General features: G+C 61.0%; 16 protein-coding genes and 1 other RNA gene. 4 read left to right on the top strand and 13 right to left on the bottom strand.

The window, feature by feature from the left end; translation table 11 throughout:
* The first annotated feature begins 153 nt into the window (after positions 1-153).
* Entirely contained in the window at positions 154-888 is a 735-nt protein-coding gene (gene fnr / locus QF045_RS22590) for a fumarate/nitrate reduction transcriptional regulator Fnr (protein WP_306494103.1), read from the top strand.
* Between the two features lie 78 nt (positions 889-966).
* On the top strand, positions 967-1,515 hold the full coding sequence (locus QF045_RS22595) for an adenine phosphoribosyltransferase (protein WP_306494104.1): 549 nt from the start codon (positions 967-969) through the stop codon (positions 1,513-1,515).
* Positions 1,516-1,630: 115 nt separating this feature from the next.
* Here QF045_RS22595 and QF045_RS22600 read toward each other — a convergent pair whose 3' ends face one another.
* From QF045_RS22600 to dnaX, 5 genes are all read right to left on the bottom strand, one after another.
* Positions 1,631-2,779, bottom strand: a complete 1,149-nt coding sequence (locus tag QF045_RS22600) for an acyl-CoA dehydrogenase family protein (protein WP_306494106.1) — start codon at positions 2,777-2,779, stop codon at positions 1,631-1,633.
* Between the two features lie 124 nt (positions 2,780-2,903).
* Positions 2,904-3,506, bottom strand: a complete 603-nt coding sequence (gene recR, locus QF045_RS22605; RefSeq protein ID WP_005790294.1) for a recombination mediator RecR — start codon at positions 3,504-3,506, stop codon at positions 2,904-2,906.
* Positions 3,507-3,572: 66 nt separating this feature from the next.
* On the bottom strand, positions 3,573-4,607 hold the full coding sequence (locus QF045_RS22610) for an NADP-dependent oxidoreductase (RefSeq protein WP_306494107.1): 1,035 nt from the start codon (positions 4,605-4,607) through the stop codon (positions 3,573-3,575).
* 134 nt (positions 4,608-4,741) lie between these two features.
* Positions 4,742-5,080 carry a YbaB/EbfC family nucleoid-associated protein gene (locus QF045_RS22615; protein WP_124363899.1) on the bottom strand — a complete coding sequence of 113 codons (339 nt, stop codon included), beginning with the start codon at positions 5,078-5,080 and terminating at the stop codon, positions 4,742-4,744.
* A gap of 43 nt (positions 5,081-5,123) precedes the next feature.
* A complete protein-coding gene (gene dnaX / locus QF045_RS22620) occupies positions 5,124-7,178 on the bottom strand; it encodes a DNA polymerase III subunit gamma/tau (RefSeq protein ID WP_306494108.1) in 2,055 nt (684 codons plus the stop codon).
* A 133-nt stretch (positions 7,179-7,311) separates the two neighbouring features.
* Between dnaX and QF045_RS22625 the strand changes: the two genes are divergently transcribed.
* On the top strand, positions 7,312-8,067 hold the full coding sequence (locus QF045_RS22625) for an ABC transporter substrate-binding protein (RefSeq protein WP_306494109.1): 756 nt from the start codon (positions 7,312-7,314) through the stop codon (positions 8,065-8,067).
* On the opposite strand, the gene QF045_RS22630 is transcribed toward QF045_RS22625, so the two are convergent.
* On the bottom strand, positions 8,015-8,914 hold the full coding sequence (locus tag QF045_RS22630) for a DMT family transporter (protein ID WP_306494110.1): 900 nt from the start codon (positions 8,912-8,914) through the stop codon (positions 8,015-8,017). The genes QF045_RS22625 and QF045_RS22630 overlap by 53 nt on opposite strands.
* 100 nt (positions 8,915-9,014) lie before the next feature.
* Between QF045_RS22630 and QF045_RS22635 the strand changes: the two genes are divergently transcribed.
* Positions 9,015-9,878, top strand: a complete 864-nt coding sequence (locus QF045_RS22635; protein WP_306494111.1) for a LysR family transcriptional regulator — start codon at positions 9,015-9,017, stop codon at positions 9,876-9,878.
* Between the two features lie 18 nt (positions 9,879-9,896).
* Here QF045_RS22635 and QF045_RS22640 read toward each other — a convergent pair whose 3' ends face one another.
* From QF045_RS22640 to ligA, 7 genes are all read right to left on the bottom strand, one after another.
* Entirely contained in the window at positions 9,897-10,487 is a 591-nt protein-coding gene (locus tag QF045_RS22640) for a hypothetical protein (protein ID WP_306494112.1), read from the bottom strand.
* A gap of 1 nt (position 10,488) precedes the next feature.
* The gene (locus QF045_RS22645; RefSeq protein ID WP_306494113.1) at positions 10,489-11,535 is read right to left on the bottom strand and encodes an N-acetylmuramidase family protein; all 1,047 of its coding nucleotides are present in this window, start codon (positions 11,533-11,535) and stop codon (positions 10,489-10,491) included.
* Between the two features lie 156 nt (positions 11,536-11,691).
* The gene (locus tag QF045_RS22650; RefSeq protein ID WP_306494114.1) at positions 11,692-13,653 is read right to left on the bottom strand and encodes a hypothetical protein; all 1,962 of its coding nucleotides are present in this window, start codon (positions 13,651-13,653) and stop codon (positions 11,692-11,694) included.
* A gap of 153 nt (positions 13,654-13,806) precedes the next feature.
* Positions 13,807-13,903, bottom strand: an RNA gene (gene ffs / locus QF045_RS22655) — signal recognition particle sRNA small type.
* Positions 13,904-14,127: 224 nt separating this feature from the next.
* Entirely contained in the window at positions 14,128-15,294 is a 1,167-nt protein-coding gene (locus QF045_RS22660; RefSeq protein ID WP_306494115.1) for a putative zinc-binding metallopeptidase, read from the bottom strand.
* Positions 15,295-15,432: 138 nt separating this feature from the next.
* Positions 15,433-16,559, bottom strand: a protein-coding gene (locus QF045_RS22665) for an IS3 family transposase (RefSeq protein WP_306494116.1) whose coding sequence is annotated in 2 segments (ribosomal slippage) — positions 15,433-16,307 and positions 16,307-16,559 — 1,128 coding nt in all. Because the reading frame shifts where the segments join, the coding sequence is not laid out codon by codon here.
* Between the two features lie 151 nt (positions 16,560-16,710).
* Positions 16,711-19,068, bottom strand: coding sequence for an NAD-dependent DNA ligase LigA (gene ligA, locus QF045_RS22670; RefSeq protein ID WP_306494117.1), 2,358 nt, complete (start codon positions 19,066-19,068; stop codon positions 16,711-16,713).
* Between the last annotated feature and the right edge of the window lie 10 nt (positions 19,069-19,078).

Raw genomic sequence — 19,078 nt, forward strand, 5'->3', positions numbered from 1 at the left:
TCGAGCTCCAGATTCAAAGAGTTACGTGACCTTGTATCGGCCTCGATACAGGAACCTTTATACCGTTGGCGGTTTTTTGTACACGCTGGCCTCATCGCCCCCCAGTGCGTTACCCTTACGTCTTATGTGTGATTTCCCACAAGGATTTAAGAAATGTCCGAGCCAGTTAAACTGCGCGCTCACAGCCAGGCCCATTGCAAGGATTGCAGCCTGGCACCCCTCTGCCTGCCACTTTCGCTGAATCTGGAAGACATGGATGCGCTGGACGACATCGTTAAACGCGGCCGCCCATTGAAAAAAGGTGAGTTTCTGTTTCGCCAGGGCGACAAGTTCGATTCCGTTTATGCAGTGCGTTCAGGGGCGCTGAAGACCTTCAGCCTCAGCGACGGCGGCGAAGAACAAATCACCGGTTTCCACTTGCCCAGCGAACTGGTTGGGCTGTCCGGCATGGACACCGAGATTCACCCTGTGTCGGCTCAGGCGCTGGAGACCACCTCGGTGTGCGAAATCCCCTTCGAGCGTCTGGATGAATTAGCCTTGCAGCTGCCGCAATTGCGCCGTCAATTGATGCGCGTGATGAGCCGCGAGATTCGTGACGATCAACAGATGATGCTGCTGTTGTCGAAAAAAACCGCCGACGAGCGCATTGCGACCTTCCTGGTCAACCTGTCGGCGCGTTTCCGCGCCCGTGGGTTTTCGGCCAACCAGTTCCGCCTGAGCATGTCGCGCAATGAAATCGGCAATTACCTGGGCCTCGCGGTGGAAACCGTGTCCCGCGTATTTACCCGCTTCCAACAGAACGCGCTGATTGCCGCCGAGGGCAAGGAAGTGCATATCCTCGACCCCATCCAGCTCTGCGCGCTGGCCGGCGGTTCCCTGGAGGTCTGATCCAGGACCTGCGGCCAAGCGCACCCGCGAGGCCGCAGGTATACTCCGAGTCCGTTTTCCGCCCAGGACTCTTCGACGATGACCTTCGATTCGTTCGACATCAAATCCCTGATCCGCCCTGTCATCGATTTCCCCAAGCCTGGGGTGATCTTCCGTGACATCACGCCGTTGTTCCAATCGCCCCGCGCCCTGCGCCTGGTGGCCGACAGCTTTGCCCAGCGCTATGTCGAGGCAGACTTCACCCACATAGGCGCAATGGACGCCCGTGGCTTCCTGATCGGCTCGATCATCGCCTACCAGCTCAACAAGCCGCTGATCCTGTTTCGCAAGCAAGGCAAACTGCCGGCTGACGTGCTGGCCGAGGGTTACCAGACCGAATATGGCGAAGCCTTCCTTGAAGTCCACGCCGACAGCCTGTGCGAAGGTGACTCGGTGCTGATGTTCGATGACTTGATCGCCACCGGCGGCACCCTGATTGCCGCGGCGAACCTGGTGCGACGCATGGGCGCGAACATCTTTGAAGCGGCGGCGATTATCGATCTGCCGGAGCTGGGTGGGTCGCAGCGGCTGGAGGATATGGGGATTCCTACTTTCTGCCTGACTCAGTTTGCGCTGACCGAACGATAAATATTGCCTTGGCTGGCCTCATCGGGAGCAAGCCCCCTCCCACAGTTTGATTGTGAACACAGTCAAACGTGTGGGAGGGGCTTGCTCCCGATGAGGCCCGAAAGCGCACTGCCCATCACAACCCCATCTGCTTACTGATGATTTCGTTCATCACTTCCCGAGTCCCGCCACCAATCGACAGGATGCGATTGTCGCGATACAGCCGCTCCACCAGGTTGCCGCGCATATAGCCCTGGCCGCCCAGGATCTGCACCGCGTCATAGGTCACCCGGTCAGCGGTGTCGGTGGCCAGGTTCTTGGCCATGGAAATCTCCTTGATCACACTCTTGCCCGCCGCCATCTTCGCCGCCTGGCGATAGGTGAATTCCCGCGACACTTCAACCGCCGTGGCCATCTCCGCCAGGCGATGCTTGAGCACCTGGAACTTGCCGATGGGTTTGCCGAAGGCTTCGCGCTGGGCCGCCCAGTTGAGACTTTCTTCCAGTGCCAATTGCGCCGTCATATTGGCCATCAACGCCAGGGCCAGGCGCTCGCTCTGAAAATTACCCATGATGCAGGCGAAGCCCATGTTCTCGGCGCCTATCAGGTTGGCCACAGGCACCTGGCAGTCGTCAAAGAACAATTCAGCCGTATCCGACGCCCACCAGCCCATTTTCTTGAGCGGTTGGCCGACCGTGAAGCCGGGGGTGCCTTTTTCAATCAGCAACAGGCTGATGCCGGCAAAGCCAGGGCCGCCGGTACGTACGGCAACCGTATAGAAGTCGGCACGGCTACCACTGGTGATAAAGGTCTTACTGCCGCTGACGCGGTAATAATCACCCTCGCGAACGGCGCGGGTCTGCAGATTGGCCACATCGGAACCGCCGCCCGGTTCGGTCACGGCCAGGGCGATGATTTTTTCGCCCGTCAGCACGTACGGGACTACACGCTCACGCACCTCGGGCCGCGCCCATTTGACGACGGGAGGCAGGCCGATATCCAACGAACCAAGCCCCGCCACCACGCCGCCCGAGCCACAGCGCATCAGCTCTTCACTGGCCGCCACCTTGGCGAACACATCGTCCTCGTGGCTGCCACCCAGACCTTCGGGATAACCGATGCCGAGGATCCCCGCCGCGCCGGCCTTGAGGTACAACTCGCGGGGGAAACTGTGCGCTTCCTCCCATTGCTCGACACCGGGCAGTATTTCGCGCTCGACGAAACGGCGCACGCTGTCGCGAACCAACTGGTGGCTGGGGTCGAAGTAGTCCTGATAGGCAGACATCGGCAAGCTCCATGGCGAGATGGAGCGAACTTACCAAGCGCTTGCTTGGTTATCAATGCTTAAGGCACACAAAACCAATGTGGGAGGGGCAAGCCCCCTCCCACATTGAATGTTGCAGTGGCTTTTAGAGCGCGATCGGCTTGCGGCCAGCGAACGAGTGCGCCAGGGTGCCGCCGTCGACCAGCTCCAACTCGCCGCCCAGCGGCACACCGTGGGCAATGCGCGAGGTGATCAGCCCCTTGTTGGTCAGCAACTGGGCGATGTAATGCGCCGTCGCTTCGCCTTCTACCGTCGGGTTGGTCGCCAGAATCACTTCGCTGAAGGTGCCCTGTTCTTCGATTCGCGCCACCAGTTGTGGAATACCGATAGCTTCCGGCCCCAGGCCATCGAGCGGCGACAAATGACCTTTGAGCACAAAGTAACGCCCGCGGTAGCCGGTTTGCTCCACCGCGTACACATCCATTGGCCCTTCCACCACGCACAGCAGCGTGTCATCGCGACGTGGGTCGGCGCATTGCGGGCAGAGTTCTTCTTCGGTGAGGGTGCGGCACTGGCGACAGTGGCCGACGCCTTCCATGGCCTGGCTCAGGGCCTGGGCCAAGCGGGTGCCGCCGCTGCGATCACGCTCCAGCAGTTGCAGCGCCATGCGCTGGGCAGTTTTCTGGCCAACGCCTGGCAAGGTACGCAGCGCGTCGATCAGTTGGCGAATCAGGGGGCTGAAGCTCATGGGCGAAGGGTCCGACAAAACAACGAGACGCGGTTTATACCCGCGCCCCGGATTAGCGTCAAATGCTCAATCCTGTGCGACGCGCACCACCAACTTGCCGAAGTTGCGTCCTTCGAGCAAACCGATAAAGGCTTCAGGTGCCTGCTCCAGGCCGTCGACCACGTCTTCGCGGAACTTGATCTTGCCATCGCGCACCCAGGGCGCCATGGCGCTCAGGAACTCAGGCTGGCGATCACCGTAGTCATCGAACACGATAAAGCCCTGAATGCGCACGCGCTTGGTCAGCAAAGTACGTTGCAGCGCCGGCAGACGGTCGGGGCCGCTTGGCGCTTCATGGGCGTTATACCCGGCGATCAGCCCGCACAGCGGAACCCGCGCCTTGGGGTTGAGCAGCGGCATCACCGCATCGAACACCTTGCCACCGACGTTTTCGTAATAAATATCGACGCCGTTGAAGCAGGCCAGCGCCAGCTCGTTGGCAAAATCAGCGCTCTTGTGGTCGATACAGGCATCAAAACCCAGTTCATCCACCACATAGCGGCATTTGTCGGCACCGCCGGCAATCCCCACCACACGCAAGCCCTTGAGCTTGGCGACCTGGCCCACCACCGAACCCACCGCACCGGAGGCGGCCGCGACGACCAGCGTCTCACCAGCCTTGGGCTGGCCGATGTCCATCAGGCCCATGTAGGCGGTCATGCCCGGCATGCCCAACACGCCGAGCGCCATCGATGGACTCGTCAAGCCGTTGGGCACTGGCATCAAGTTGCGGCCATCGCAAATGCTGTGGCTTTGCCAGCCGGTGGAACCCACGACCAGGTCGCCCACCTCGAATTTCGGATTGCGCGATTGCTCGACGCGGCTGACAGCGCCCCCGGTCATCACCTCGTCGATTTCCACCGGCGCGGCGTAGGACGGCGCGTCGCTCATGCGTCCGCGCATGTAGGGATCCAGCGAGAGGTAGAGCGTCTTGAGCAGCACCTGGCCGTCCGCCAGCTCTGGCAGGTTGACGCGTTCGAGGCGGAAATTTTCCGGGGTCGGCGCGCCTTGCGGGCGTGAGACCAGGACGATGCGTTGGTTGAGCGTCGGTTCTTGAGGCATCAGGGGCTCCCTTAGCGAATTCATGAGTATAGGGTGCAGACCCCGATTGCAGCGCCAGGGTTCAGATCCGATAGGCACAAACAAAAATGCCAGGCACGAGGCCTGGCATTGGAGTGCAGCTGAAAACCAGCCGATTAGAACGGCAGCTTCATACCGGGTGGCAGTTGCATGCCAGCGGTCACGCCGCCCATTTTTTCCTGGCTGTTGGCTTCGATCTTGCGCACGGCGTCGTTGACGGCCGCGGCGAACAGGTCTTCCAGCACTTCACGGTCGTCATCGCTGACGCCTTCGAGCAGGCTTGGGTCGATGCTGACGCGCTTGATGTCGTGACGACCGGTCATCACCACGCTGACCATATCGCCACCGGCTTTACCGGTGACTTCGGCGTTGGCCAGCTCTTCCTGCATCTTGGCCATTTTTTCCTGCATCTGCTGCGCCTGCTTCATCAGGCCGGCCATGCCACCTTTCATCATGGGAATCACCTCAAAAGTACGTGGATCAAATTAGTCGCCCGGTTCATGACGCCTGGGGCGCCGGGGCTTCGACAGGTTCAATAGTATCGTGACGGACGACCGCACCGAACTGTTGCATCATTTGTTGGATAAGCGGATCAGCGTGAATCGACTCCTCGGCATCGCGCTGGCGGTTCAGGCGCCGGCGCGTCGCAGCCTGGGCCGGGGTTTCCTGCTCGGGCTTGATCAGCTCGATGGCGATGGTCAGCGTGCGGCCATGGTACTGGTTGAGCGCATCGTTGAGCCGGCGCTGCTGGGTGGCATTGAACAAGGCGCTGTGGGCCGGATCCAGGTGCAGCAGCCAGTGGTCGCCTTCGATGGCAATCAGCGTGCAGTTGGCGGCGATACTGCCGGTCATGCCGGAGATCGGCAATTTTGGAAACAATTCCAGCCATTGCAGGGCCAGGCCGGTGGCCGGGGCGGCGGCGGGCTCTACCTCCGGCTCGGGGGCCGGCTCGGCGGTGTGCTCACTGGCCAGTTCGTCCAGGTAGCTGTAGGCCGAATCCATGTCCGGCTCGATGTAGTCCTCGTCCAGCGGCGGTTCGTCGTCGAGGTCGATGCCGGGGGTGGCGGCTTCAACCTGGGCCACGGTCGGCTCCGGCACAGGCGCGGATACCCACTCAGGCGCATCCGGCACTACGCTGTCCGGGGTCGGCGTGGGCATTGGCGTCAATTCCGGCTGTTCGCCGGTGGTCTCCAGTACCGGCTCCACGGCGGGCTGTTGCTCGGGCTCGACGGGCGCTTCAACCGGGTCATTCCAAGGCAGATCGACCACGGGCTCAGGCTCGACAACCGTCTGCGGCTCAACCACCGGCGCAGCCACTACTGGCTCAGGCTCAGGTGCTTGGGCAATCGGCGCGGGCGCAGCCACCACTGGCGCGACCACTGCCGCGCCAGCCACTGTTTTGGCGGAATCAACTGTGGCCTGGCTGATCCCCACTGGCTTTAGTGGCTGTCTCGGCGCATCCGTCGAGTCGGCGGGCCGGAACGCCAGCATTCGCAGCAACACCATCTCGAAGCCACCGCGCGGGTCCGGCGCCAAAGGCAGGTCGCGACGACCGATCAGGCCCATCTGGTAGTAGAACTGCACGTCTTCGGCCGGCAGCGCCTGGGCCAGCGCCAATACGCGGTCGCGGTCGCCATGGCCGTTGTCGACGCCCTCAGGCAACGCCTGGGCGATGGCGACGCGGTGCAGCACATTGAGGATTTCCGAGAGCACGCCATTCCAATCCGGGCCTTGCTCCGACAAATGGCGCACGGCTTCGAGCAACGCTTTGGCGTCGCCCTCGATCAAGGCGTGCAGCACGTCGAACACCTGACCGTGGTCCAGCGTGCCGAGCATGGCGCGCACATCGGCGGCCATCACCTTGCCTTCACCGAAGGCGATGGCCTGGTCGGTGAGGCTCATGGCATCCCGCATCGAGCCATCGGCGGCGCGGCCCAGCAGCCACAGCGCGTCGTCTTCGAACGGTACGTTCTCGACGCCCAGCACGTGGGTCAGATGCTCCACCACCCGCTCAGGGGTCATGTTCTTCAGGGAGAATTGCAGGCAGCGCGACAGAATGGTCGCAGGGAGTTTCTGCGGGTCGGTGGTAGCCAGGATGAATTTGACGTACGGCGGCGGCTCTTCCAGGGTTTTCAACAACGCGTTGAAGGAGTGGCTGGAGAGCATGTGCACTTCGTCGATCAGGTAGACCTTGAAGCGGCCACGGCTCGGCGCGTATTGCACGTTGTCGAGCAACTCGCGGGTGTCTTCGACCTTGGTGCGGCTCGCGGCGTCGATTTCGATCAGGTCGACGAAGCGCCCTTCATCGATCTCGCGGCAGACCGAACAAGTGCCGCAAGGCGTCGATGTGATACCGGTCTCACAGTTCAGGCACTTGGCAATGATGCGCGCAATCGTGGTCTTGCCCACCCCGCGGGTACCGGTGAACAGGTAGGCGTGGTGCAGCCGTTGGCTGTCCAAGGCATTGATCAGAGCCTTGAGCACATGGGTCTGGCCGACCATTTCGCGGAACGAGCGCGGGCGCCATTTACGTGCAAGAACCTGATAACTCATCGAAAACCGTCGCAACTGGGAAGCGGAAGCCGGTAATGCTAGCGGAGCAAGGGGGAAATTGCATCCGGCACGCTCGTCTAATCTGACTAAGCTGTCCTCAAAGGCTGCGCCAAGGCCTGAACCCGGAGAGCATATGCGCGTAGTCCTGGGCGCTTTATGGATGATAGCCACGACCCTTCTGGCGGCGCCCGCACCGTTGCGTTTCTCGATTTCCGACAGCTGGGCGATGCCCATGGTGCACCTTGAGGAAGGCCGCCCGACCCAGGGCATCCTGTATGACGTGATGGTGAGCCTGGCCACCCAGGTCGGCCGCCCTGCCCAGTTCCAGCTGCTGGCCCGGGCGCGCCTGGCCAATGCCATGGCCCATGGGGAAATCGATGTGCGTTGTTACGTCGCCCAGGCGTGGCTCGGCGACGTTCCCGATGACTACACCTGGAGCGTACCGCTGATGGTGCAGCGCACTGTATTGATCAGCGCCAACCCTCTGCCAGTCCAGGTGGCCGGGCTGGTGCCGCAAGCGGTCGGTACGGTGCTCAACTACCGCTACCCCCTGCTCGACCCACTCTTTGCCGATGGCCGGTTGAGCCGCGACGACGCACGCAGCGAAGAGCAGGTGCTGCAAAAGCTGGTGGCCGGGCGTTACGCCTATGCGGTGAGCAACGAATGGATACTGGATCGCTTCAATCAGCAATTACCGATCACCCGCCGCTTGCACAACGTCGCCGTGATCGAAGAACAGCACCTGGGCTGCATCGTGCGCAACGATCCCAGCGTGCCGGTGCAACAGATCCTGCGCACGCTGTTGCGGATGAAGCAGTCCGGCGAGATCGACGCCATCATCCAGCTGTACACCGGGGAGACCGCACCCAGCGTGTCTCCAGACCGATAGCGGCCACGCTGGCCAACACCATCAGCCCGCCCAGCACCACCTGCAGGGCGATGTGTTCGCCCAGCAACAGCGCCGCCATCGCCATCGCAACCGGTGGCACCAAGTACATCGCCACCGAAGCGCGGCTGACCTCGACATGCTTGAGCACGTAGCCCCAGGCCAGATACGCCAAGGCACTGGGAAAAATACCGAGCACCAGTATCGCCAGGTTTACCGACATCGGCGCCCGTGTGACCGCAGCAGGCAACCCCGGCAAGTTTACGCACAGCATCAAGGTGCCGGACCACACCATATAGCAGGCCAGGGTCAGCGGACTGTAGTGGTGCGCGTAATGCCTCTGTACTGCGAAATACACGCTCCAGGACAGTGCGGCCACCAGAATCAGCAAGCCGCGTGGATCCAGATCAGCCAGGCCTTGGTCGCCCCGGATCACCACCAGCACACCGCACAACCCCAGCAGCACACACCCCCAGCGCCAGGCACTGACCCGCTCCTTCAAGCAGAAAAATGCAATCAACACGCTGAACAGCGGCGCCGACTGCGCCAGTACGCTGGATGCCGACGCCGTCACCCATTGCTGGCCGCTGTTAAGGCTGGTGTGGTGCAGAAACACGCCGAAAAAACCCAGTACCAGCAGCCACGGCAGATCCCGCAGGCGTGGCCGACCGATGCCCGCCACCAGCGCCACCGCGCCCATGAACACCGACGCAATCAAAAATCGCAGCAGCGCCAGTTGGCCGGGGCTGTAGCTGCGCAACCCCACGTGCACGCCAATCGGCGAATACGCCCAACAGAGGATGACGGCGGCGACCACTAGCGTTAGCTTTACGGGGGTTGGGGTATTCATCGACGACATCCGGACACTGAAGGAATGCCGTCAGTCTTGGCCCGCGCCAGGCGCAGCACAATTAAGCGTTTCTGACTTCTGAGATCACGGGAACTGAGCAATGGAACTGGCCCAACTGAAAATGGTGCGAGCCGTGGCGCAAACCGGCAGCGTGGCGCAGGCCGCCCTGCAATTGCACTGTGTGCCGTCCAACATCACCACGCGCATCAAGCAGCTGGAAAGCGAGCTGGGCACGCCGTTGTTCATTCGCGCCGGACGTGGCCTGGCGATCAGCGCTGCCGGGGAAATTTTCCTGGATTATTGCGAGCGCATCCTGGCGTTGGTGGATGAATCCAAACGCGCAGTAGATGCCAACGCGGTGCCGCGCGGCAGCTTGCGCATCGGCGCGGTGGAGTCCAGCGCCAGCGGCCGCCTGCCGCCGCTGCTGGCCGAATATCACCGGCGCTATCCCGACGTCAGCCTGGAACTGGTCACCGGCGCCTGGGCGCAGTTACTGGACGACCTGCAGCACCATCGGCTCGACGTGGCGCTGGTGGCGTCAGCCAACCCGCGCACGAAGCTGGAACATAGCGTGGTGTACCGCGAACGCCTGGTGCTGATCGCCAGTGCAACCAGCGCGCCGATCCAGGGCGCCGCCGACCTGGCGGGCCGCACCTTGCTGGTCTGGCCAGTGGGTTGCCCGTATCGCGCCGCCCTGGAAAATTGGCTCAAGCCCCATGACGTCACGCCCGCCGTCGCCAGCTACGCGAGTTGGGGCACGATCATTGGCTGCGTCAGCGCCGGGATCGGCGTGGCCCTCGCGCCGGAGGGCATTCTGGCTCGGTATGAACAGGCCGATCAGTTGGCGTCGTATCGCTTCGAGGAACTGGTGCCGGTTGATAACCTGCTGTTCTGGAACCCAGACAGCCAGCGGCACCTGGCGCGGGATGCGTTCGCCCAGCTGTTGCGCGAGACCTTCGGCTGATCTTCGCGCCCCACAGGGTCAGCGCTTCGGCGCAGCCAACCGTGCGTATTGCCCCTGGCTGATCCAGCCCGTGAACGAACGGTCATCGGCATTGATGAACTCGACCTGTGCCCAGCCGTCCTTGAAGGCCAGCACCCCCACCACATCATTCTTGACGACGTAGGGACGCTTGGCCGCTTTCGCCGTTGGGGTTTTCAGCAGGTAAGCCTTGTCGGCCGAAACCGTCACCAGGCCGATCCATTGCTTCCTGGCGGTCTGGCTCAGGTCCAGACCCGTGGCGATTTCCGGCATCAACACATTGATGCAGCCGGGATGCTGACGCCCTTGCGCCACCGTCAGGGTCACGCCGTCGGACGATGCAGCCACGCTGCCGGGATAAGCCACATCGCGCCAGGTGGTCAGCGCTTCAGGCGTGCCCTGCAGAAAGAAGCGGCACCCGCGCGTCACGCCCTCGCCCATGTCTTCGGCGTAGAAACCTTCGACCTGATGCTGCGGCGTCACCGCCAGCATCAGCCCTTCGTACTTGCCCGACTGCAACGTGGCCGAACCTGCAAAGGCAGGCACCACGGCACACAGCGACAACACACCTGCCACCAGCAAACGAATCATCTTATTTCTTCCCTTCATAGGCGTCGTAGGCTTGTTTCATGAGGACATCATAGTTGCCGAAGTCATCGCCGTTGTACGCGCGGGCCATGGCCGTGAAATCCTTGCTTTTCATGGCACTCATCAACGCAGTGCTATTGCTGCAAAAATTGAGGTAAGCCTTGAGCTGGTTGCCGGTATTGACCTTCAAGGCGGCAACCAGCTCAAACACGGTCTTGAAGCCGGCCGAGGCAAAGTTGAACCCCATGATCTGGAACATGCCCCACGAGGCGGACATCAACGCGGCTTCCTGATCGAGGGCAAACGCGGTCTCCATGGTTTCCCATGCCTTGACCTGATCTTTGTTGTTGGTCTGCCACTGCGGTCCGGCCTTTCGCTTGTAGGGGTAGGACAACAGTGGGTGCGCTTGGTCGTAGATGTGCTTGGTGTACTTGCGAAACTGGTGGCCTTCGAAGGCAATGATTGGCAACTTCGCCGGGCCGAAACCAGAGCGACCGCCAGACTCCACGGTGGCAAAGGCTTTGACGACATTGACGGAGATACCGTTGCCCAACTGCTTGGCTGCGTTCTGGAAGTCGGCATCGTTGAGGGTCATGCCGCCATCACAGGTGGACTGCATCATCAACTGCCGGTTGCGCCGCTCGGCCTCGATCACCGCACGCACCTGGTTCAGGTACACATTGACCGTGGCCTGCACCGCATCGGCATTGTTATTGCCGAAGGCGTTCAGAAACGTGGGAATACGCGTCGTCGGGAAGGCCTGCACCGGCACCTTCAGCGCCTCTTCGATCAAGCTGTTGAAAGTGCGACCGGTGGGGTCGATCACGCCATCGGGATGGGCATACTTGAGATGACGAAACTGGTACTGGCTGATGCATTGCACCAACTGGCCATCGCATCTGCCATTTTCAGGCAGCGGGAACCCCAGCTTGGGAATGATCAAGTTGAATAAATACTGGATGCACTGCACATCGGCGGGCAGGTTGCGGGCTTTACCGGGGGTGCCGACCGAGGCACTGATAAGACGAGGCAACCCTTGCAGGCTTTTCATGACAGACATCCTTGTTAGTTAAAGAAGTGATTGCACTTCAATATCAAATCGCGCCCTTGTCATACTCTGAAACAAGTGGCCGGCGCACGCTAACAAGGCGGTTTGGGGTTGTCCAGCAGGCACTTCAAAAGTTGTGAATCAGCCGGACTAAATCATTCAGTAGCCATGCACTTGGCGAGTCTTCTGATAGTGGTGGTAGTCGATCCACTCGACCACGTCGTACGGCAGATAAAGCTGCATCCTGGCGCGGGAAATGGCGATATACACCGCACACAGCCGCTGATCGAACGCGTAGGCGTCCTTGAACTGCACATTGGTCAGCAACTCAGGCGTGAGCAAGACCCGATCGAATTCCATGCCGCCAGCGTCCTGGGCCAGCATCAATAAACAGCGTTCGGCCGGGTCGCCGCTCAGCCTGTTCAAACGCGTTACATCGGCCACGTTGAACCCTTTTTCCAGCCTGGCCTCGACCCACAGAAACGCCTCGTCGAACCGGCACGCGTCACGCACCTGTTGCCAGTCGGTCATATCGCTGAAAAACGGATGAGGCCCACGGTCACTGTACTCGCTGCCATAAAACTCTGGCTTGAACAGGGCGATGACGGTGTCCATGAAGTATTTGAGGTCCTGCTGCGCTTCATTACTGGCAAAGGCACAGGCACAACGCGCCTCGTTCAGTTCAATGAGCCATTTCATGCTGTCCCAGTAAGACGCAGTCAGCACCACGCAGCCTGGCGGCGGCACAAAACCCTGGGGATACAGCTCGATGCCGACATCAGCATCCCGTGCACCTTCGAACAGTACCTTGCTTTTTTCGGAGTGCCGGCTGATCAGCGGATTGACCAGGCGCTCGACATTGCGCCCGGAACGCACGGAGTAGCTCACATCGGTGTGGCGAACTTCGCGGGCGCGTTTGACCATGACCCCGCTGGCCTGCTGATATTCATCACCCAGGGTGATCAGCACCTGGCGGCCGCGCTCGATGATTTGCAGCAGCGGCGCCGGAATATCCTGGCTCTCGTCGATCAACACATGGGTATAGCGTTCAGGCACTACGCTGCCTGCAAGGGCTGCGCGCTTGATCATCAACAAGGCTTCGAAGCCAGTGTGGCTGCTCCAGGCCGGATTCGCCTCAAGGTAACCCCACAACCGGCTGGAGTATTCGAGCAGCGCCTGGGCGTCAACCGTCGACAACGGTTGCTTGAAATGCGGCAGGTGCTTGGCCGACAGGCTGTAATCCCAGGAGCGGCAGTAGCTATCCAGCACCTTGAGGCAAACCTCCAGCACCGCCTGCCCTTCCAGGCGACGAAAACCAAAGATGTTCAGCTCCTGGGCCAGTGCCTGCTTGCTTGGCACACGCACTTGCGTACGCACCGGCTGCGGCCTGGGGCCATGCAACAACGCGTGCGCGAACGCCTGAAAGGTCTGCCCGGCCTTTCTTTCCCGCGTGCCCACCATGCGTGCGCGCAAGGTTTCCAGCTTGGCAGGCGTACGCGCCAGCAACAACGTCTTTTCGGGGCGCAGATGCTCCATCAGCGCCACCAGCAGGTGACTTTTGCCGATGCCAGCGTACCCCTGGACATGCAGGTCTTCGTTCAGGTTGGCGCGAAAGGTTCGGACCAGCTTGTCCTGCTCGGCACTCAACCAGCGCTCGCGGTGCCGGGGCGTGACCATTTGCTGGCGGAACGGATTGTTGGCCTTGAGGTGACGGACTTTGTACTCGACGTCCCATTTGCCGTCGGGCAAGAGATAGTCGCGGGCCGACACTTCATCGGCCAGCAGAAAACGCAATCCAAGGCTCTTGACCACATTGAGGCCGAAGTACAGCTTGCGCGTGTCAAACAGCCGCTGCGCTTCCGACAGCAGGCTCACGGCCGCAGAATGCTTGGCCTCTGCCGCCCAGCCAATGAGCTTGGCCAACACCCGTTCAGCGCCCACTGCACTCAGTTCGTTTTCCGGCATTTGCGCCAGATTCTGGATAACCAGCACCGCTGCAAGCTCCGGCTCACTCAGCGCAACGAGCGCAGCCGCACCGTCGGCGCTCAACAACCCGGCGCAGGTTTCGTCGGTGATCGGCAGGAATACCGGGCTGGATAACGCAAAATGTTCCGAGTGCATACAGCCTCATAGCCAGGGGAAGCGACGCTTGGGAGTATGCCACTAGTCGTGAAATGGCCGTCATGCACTGTGCAACAAACGTCACAGATGACTGGCTGGGTATTGGGATTTTGATTTGGATGGGTGTTACAGGAGGGAGCGTTATGGAGGCAACCCCACCAGCCACACCCCGGCACACAATGTTCCCGCTGTGGCTGCTGCCTTCCGGCTCTGACCAGGTTCACGGGTAATCGTTGCGGGGGGACCGATGGGGTCACCATAACGACGCTGGCCTCTCGGCAAGCGGGGCCATTGTACCGATCTCATCGGAAGTTACAACCGTAAAAAATGAGAAGCTTCAAGTACTTGCCATGGCCTTCGACAATGACGCTATCCAATGTGGGAGGGGGCTTGCCCCCGATGGCGGTGGACCAGCCAATAAATGGGTTGGCTGACACCCTGCTATCAGGGGCAAGCTCCCTCCCACATTTTTCATCATTGTGCCTGCAGGACCTCATCCGCCTTGCCGCCCTCTTCCTGGATCACCAAGTGAATAAAGTGCAACTTGGCAATCACCGCTGGCGGCAATACGAAGGGGTAAAAATCCGGCTGGCCCATGCTGCGCGACAACTCGTTGAGCATGCCGGCCAGTTCGATCCAGGCGTTGACGAAGGAGAGAAACGCCGCACCGCCAGGGTGGTCGGGGTCGTACAGGGTGGTCAGGGGAAACGGCTGGTAATCCAGGTCCATCTCCCGCGCACTCATGCCGAAGCCCAGGGCCGTGTCGACGGCGTCCATCATGTGCAGGTAGTGAGCCCAGGTTTCGGCCCAGTCTTCCCAGGGGTGCATGGTGGCATAGGCGCTGACGCAGGTTTGCTGCCAGTCCGGGCGTGGCCCGTTCTGGTAGTGCTGGTCGAGCGCGTCAGCGTAGCTTGCGCGCTCGTCGCCGAACAGGTTGCGAAAGGGCTCAAGCCAGTGGCTGTTGGCGATCAGGCGATCCCAGTAGTAGTGGCCGACCTCATGGCGAAAGTGGCCGAGCAACGTACGGTAGGGCTCGCGCATCTGCACGCGAACCTTTTCACGGTGGGCGTCGTCGGCCTCCTTGATGTCGAGGGTGATCAGGCCGTTGGCGTGACCGGTGGTGGGCGCATTGCCTGCCAGGTCGATGCCGACGAAATCGAATGCCAGGCCGGTCTCTTCGTCGACGCGCTTGGGCACCACCTGCAGGCCCAGACTGATCAGCTGCGCCACCAGTCGGCGCTTGGCGGTTTCCACCTTGCGCCAGCGCTCGGGGTTTTCCGGGACCGATAAGTCGGGAATGGTGCGGTTCAGGCTGCAGGCCACGCACAAGGGAAAGGTGCTGTGCGCCGGGATCAGCCAGTTGCAGGCAGCCGGTGTGTCCAGGTTGGCGCAGCGGCGGAAGGCGCCGGCGTCGAGGTTGTCATCCATCAGCCAAGTGTCGACCACCGGACCGGGTTGCAGCGAGGACAAGCGACTTTGCTGCGGGTGGTAGCCCAGCAGCGCAGAGCAGGCCAGGCACTGGCTGTTGCGAAAGAACAAGGACTGGCCGCAGCGGCATTGCCAGACCTTGCTGTTACGCGAAGAGCCGGCCATGAACGGTGCCGCGATACGCGAGCTGAGTTGGTCGAAGTAGCGGAACATGGCGATCTCTCCCAGGGGGTGACTGAGACTAGATCATTTCCTTTGCAGGATCGTTCCACTCGGATGGATCAGCACCTCTGCCCCCTGTAGGAGCGAGCTTGTAGCGGTCCAGTTTTTTTGGACCATTCTGTAGGAGTATTAGGCCGCCAGCTTTTCAAAAATGGCTGGCGGCAGGTTGTTCGAGGCAGAGTGACAGCGTCGATGGTTGTAATAAGCAATGAAGTCCATCACGTCCCGCTCTGCTTCGAAGTGAGTTGAGTAACCATTTTCAGGTGACCAATCGTGTTTTTGCGATCTGAAATAGCGCTCCACAACCGCATTGTCCCAACAGTTCCCGCGCCGACTCATGCTCTGCACGATCTGCTTTTCAGCCAAGTAGCTGACGAAGCGCTCAGCTGTGTATTGGCATCCCTGGTCCGAGTGAAACACCAGCTCGGGGGAAGGTCGACGCAGCCCCACAGCAAGTCGTAAAGCCTGCAATGAAAGCTCGGTATCAGCCGTCCTTGAAAATGCCCAACCAACGATTCTGCGCGAAAAAAGATCCATCACAATGGCTAGATACAACCAACTGCCACCGACACGGATATAGGTAATATCTCCCGCCCAGAACGTGTTGGGTTGTTCCGGATTAAAGCGTCGCTCCAGTACATTGGGCGCGATGTTGGACACTTTGGTGGCTCGCCGATAGTGCGCATACTGGGCCCGACGTCTCACCAGGCCCAAACTCTTCATCAAGCTGCGCATACGATGGCGCCCGACCACTACGCCCTGTGTTTTCAGGGCTTTTGTAAACCCACGACTGCCCAGCGCTCCGCGATGCTCTCGGTGTAAAAGCCGGATTTTCTTTTCCAGTTGGGGCTCAATTCTGCGCTCAGGTTTGGGCTGGCGCATCGCGTAATAGCTACTGCGAGGCACGCCCAGCAAGCGGCATAGACGTCGCACCGACAGCTTTTTTGTGGCGCCCTCAATCATTTTCTTCGGCCAAACAGCACCTTTAGATGAGAGGGCAACTGCTTTTTTAGGACATCGTTCTCGGCTTCCAGCAACGCCAACCTGGCCTGCAGCGAATCAATCAGATCCTGATCCTGAGGACGCGTCGTTTGCGCTGCTCCTACCTGCTCCTTGCGCCATCGCGAAACCCAGCGTCGCAGCGCCGTCGGCCCCACACCCGTTTGCTCGCACGCCTTAGGCACTGAGTAGTTCAACTCAACGACCAGACGAATCGCTTCGGCTTTTTCTTCGGCTGTAACGATCCGAAATCCCATGACGCTTCCTTAGGTTGATACTCCTACATCATGGTCCATAAATATTGAGCCACAACAGCTTGCTCGCGAAGGTCATCAACGATAACGCGGGGTGCCTGATTCAACGCGGCGCACTCCGGCTCTTCGCGAGCAAACTCGCTCCTACAATGTTTCACACGCTGATGTTGTGCTTGGCCAGGAAGGCGACGAACGCTTCCTCGTCCAGCACCTTTACCCTCAGTTCGCTGGCTTTAGCCAGCTTGGAACCGGCGCCAGGCCCGGCCACCACGCAGTGGGTCTTGGCCGAAACGGAACCGGCTACCTTGGCGCCAAGGCTTTCCAGCTTGTCCTTGGCCACATCGCGGCTCATCAGCTCCAGGGAGCCGGTGAGCACCCAGGTGTGCCCCGCTTCCGGTAAGCCTTCGACAACTTTTTTCTCGCTTTGCCAGTGCATGCCGAAGTCCTTGAGCTGCTGCTCGATGGCCAGGGCATGGCGGGCGTTGTCGGGGTTGTCGAAAAACTCGCGCACGGCCTTGGCCTGCTTCTCGGGCAGGGCCTGGCGCATGTCCAGCCAGTCGGCCTGGATCACGCCTTCGAGGCTGCCAAACTTGTCTGCCAGTTTTTGCGCCGCGCCCGGCCCCACCGTGGGCACGTGCAGCTTGTCGAGCAGGCCGACCAGGGTGGTGCTGGCGGCGAACTCAGCACTCAAGTCGCCCTGCTCCTGCAATTGCAGGCCGCATTGCTGCGGCGAGAGCAGCGCGCCAATCACGTCCTGGTTATGGCGGTCTTCAAAGAAACTATGGATTTCGTGTGCCACTTCCAGGCCCACATCGGGCAAGTAGGTGAGCACTTCCGGCAACGCCTTCTGCACACGCTCAAGAGAGGCCAGGGAGCGCGCCAGCACCTTGGCGGTTTCCTCGCCCACATCGGGGATACCCAGGGCATAGATGAACCGCGCCAGGGTGGGCGTCTTGCTGTTTTCGATGGCGGCGATCAGCTTCTTGCTGGAAATGTCGGCGAAGCCTTCCAGGTCGATGATCTGCTCGTACTTGAGCTTGTAGAGGTCGGCTGGCGAACCGATGAGTTTTTCATCCACCAGTTGCTCGATGGTCTTGTCGCCCAGGCCATCGATGTCCATGGCGCGGCGCGAGACGAAATGAATGATCGCCTGCTTGAGCTGCGCGCCACAGGCCAGCCGCCCGACACAACGGTACACCGCGCCCTCGCTGACGGTTTCCTTGCCCTTGCTGCGCTTGACCAGCTGCGTGCGCTCCACATGGGAGCCGCATACCGGGCAGCTCTCGGGGATCTGCACCGCGCGGGCGTGTTCCGGGCGACGCTCGGTGACCACCGACACCACCTGCGGGATCACATCCCCGGCGCGGCGGATCACCACCGTGTCACCGATCATCAGGCCCAGGCGCGCGACTTCGTCCATGTTGTGCAGGGTAGCGTTGGACACGGTCACGCCAGCGACCTTGACCGGCTTCAAACGCGCCACGGGGGTGACGGCACCGGTGCGGCCGACCTGGAATTCCACGTCAAGCAACTCGGTCAGCTCTTCCATGGCCGGGAATTTATGCGCAATGGCCCAGCGCGGCTCGCGGGCGCGGAACCCCAGTTCACGCTGGTAGGCGATGTTGTTGACCTTGAACACCACACCGTCGATTTCATACCCGAGGCTGTTACGCCGCTCGCCGATATCGCGGTAATAGTCCAGGCATTCCTGGATACCCTTGGCCAGCTTGAGCTCATGACTGATGGGCATGCCCCACTTCTGCAACTGCTTGAGATTGCCGATATGGGTGTCACTGATATCCGCCGTCACCTGGCCGATGCCATAGCAGCAGAATTCCAGCGGACGACTGGCGGTGATCTTCGAATCCAGTTGACGCAGGCTGCCGGCCGCCGCATTGCGCGGGTTGGCGAAGGTCTTGCCGCCGACTTCCAGTTGCGAAGCGTTCAAGCGCTCGAAACCGGCCTTGGACATGAACACTTCACCGCGCACCTCCAGGGTGGCCGGCCAGCCGCTGCCGTGCAGCTTCAACGGAATGTTGCGCACAGTGCGCACATTGACGCTGATGTCTTCGCCAGTGGTGCCGTCGCCACGGGTCGCGCCGCGCACCAACTCGCCGTCCTGATACAGCAGGCTGACCGCCAGGCCGTCCAGCTTCGGCTCGCAACTGTATTCGACGCTGCCGAACAGGTCACCGGCCGGCAGGTCCAGGCCCTCGGTTACGCGCCGGTCGAATTCGAGCATGGTCGCCTCATCGAAGGCGTTGCCCAGGCTGAGCATCGGAATTTCATGCCTGACTTGCGTAAACGCCGACAGCGCCGCACTGCCGACCCGCTGCGTCGGCGAATCACGCGTCACCAGCTCCGGATGCTCGGCCTCCAGGGCCTTGAGCTCATGGAACAGCCGGTCGTACTCGGCGTCCGGAATACTCGGCTCGTCGAGGACGTGGTAGCGGTAGTTGTGCTGATCCAGTTCAGCGCGCAGTTCGAGGATGCGGGTAGGGGCGGCGGTCATGGGTGTTCTC

Source organism: Pseudomonas sp. W4I3, assembly GCF_030816195.1.
Classification (GTDB): Bacteria; Pseudomonadota; Gammaproteobacteria; order Pseudomonadales; family Pseudomonadaceae; genus Aquipseudomonas.

Coding starts and splice junctions, on each gene's coding strand:
- fnr (WP_306494103.1), top strand. CDS start 154: ATGTCCGAGCCAGTTAAACTGCGCGCTCACAGCCAGGCCCATTGCAAG.
- QF045_RS22595 (WP_306494104.1), top strand. CDS start 967: ATGACCTTCGATTCGTTCGACATCAAATCCCTGATCCGCCCTGTCATC.
- QF045_RS22600 (WP_306494106.1), bottom strand. CDS start 2,779: ATGTCTGCCTATCAGGACTACTTCGACCCCAGCCACCAGTTGGTTCGC.
- recR (WP_005790294.1), bottom strand. CDS start 3,506: ATGAGCTTCAGCCCCCTGATTCGCCAACTGATCGACGCGCTGCGTACC.
- QF045_RS22610 (WP_306494107.1), bottom strand. CDS start 4,607: ATGCCTCAAGAACCGACGCTCAACCAACGCATCGTCCTGGTCTCACGC.
- QF045_RS22615 (WP_124363899.1), bottom strand. CDS start 5,080: ATGATGAAAGGTGGCATGGCCGGCCTGATGAAGCAGGCGCAGCAGATG.
- dnaX (WP_306494108.1), bottom strand. CDS start 7,178: ATGAGTTATCAGGTTCTTGCACGTAAATGGCGCCCGCGCTCGTTCCGC.
- QF045_RS22625 (WP_306494109.1), top strand. CDS start 7,312: ATGCGCGTAGTCCTGGGCGCTTTATGGATGATAGCCACGACCCTTCTG.
- QF045_RS22630 (WP_306494110.1), bottom strand. CDS start 8,914: ATGAATACCCCAACCCCCGTAAAGCTAACGCTAGTGGTCGCCGCCGTC.
- QF045_RS22635 (WP_306494111.1), top strand. CDS start 9,015: ATGGAACTGGCCCAACTGAAAATGGTGCGAGCCGTGGCGCAAACCGGC.
- QF045_RS22640 (WP_306494112.1), bottom strand. CDS start 10,487: ATGATTCGTTTGCTGGTGGCAGGTGTGTTGTCGCTGTGTGCCGTGGTG.
- QF045_RS22645 (WP_306494113.1), bottom strand. CDS start 11,535: ATGAAAAGCCTGCAAGGGTTGCCTCGTCTTATCAGTGCCTCGGTCGGC.
- QF045_RS22650 (WP_306494114.1), bottom strand. CDS start 13,653: ATGCACTCGGAACATTTTGCGTTATCCAGCCCGGTATTCCTGCCGATC.
- QF045_RS22660 (WP_306494115.1), bottom strand. CDS start 15,294: ATGTTCCGCTACTTCGACCAACTCAGCTCGCGTATCGCGGCACCGTTC.
- ligA (WP_306494117.1), bottom strand. CDS start 19,068: ATGACCGCCGCCCCTACCCGCATCCTCGAACTGCGCGCTGAACTGGAT.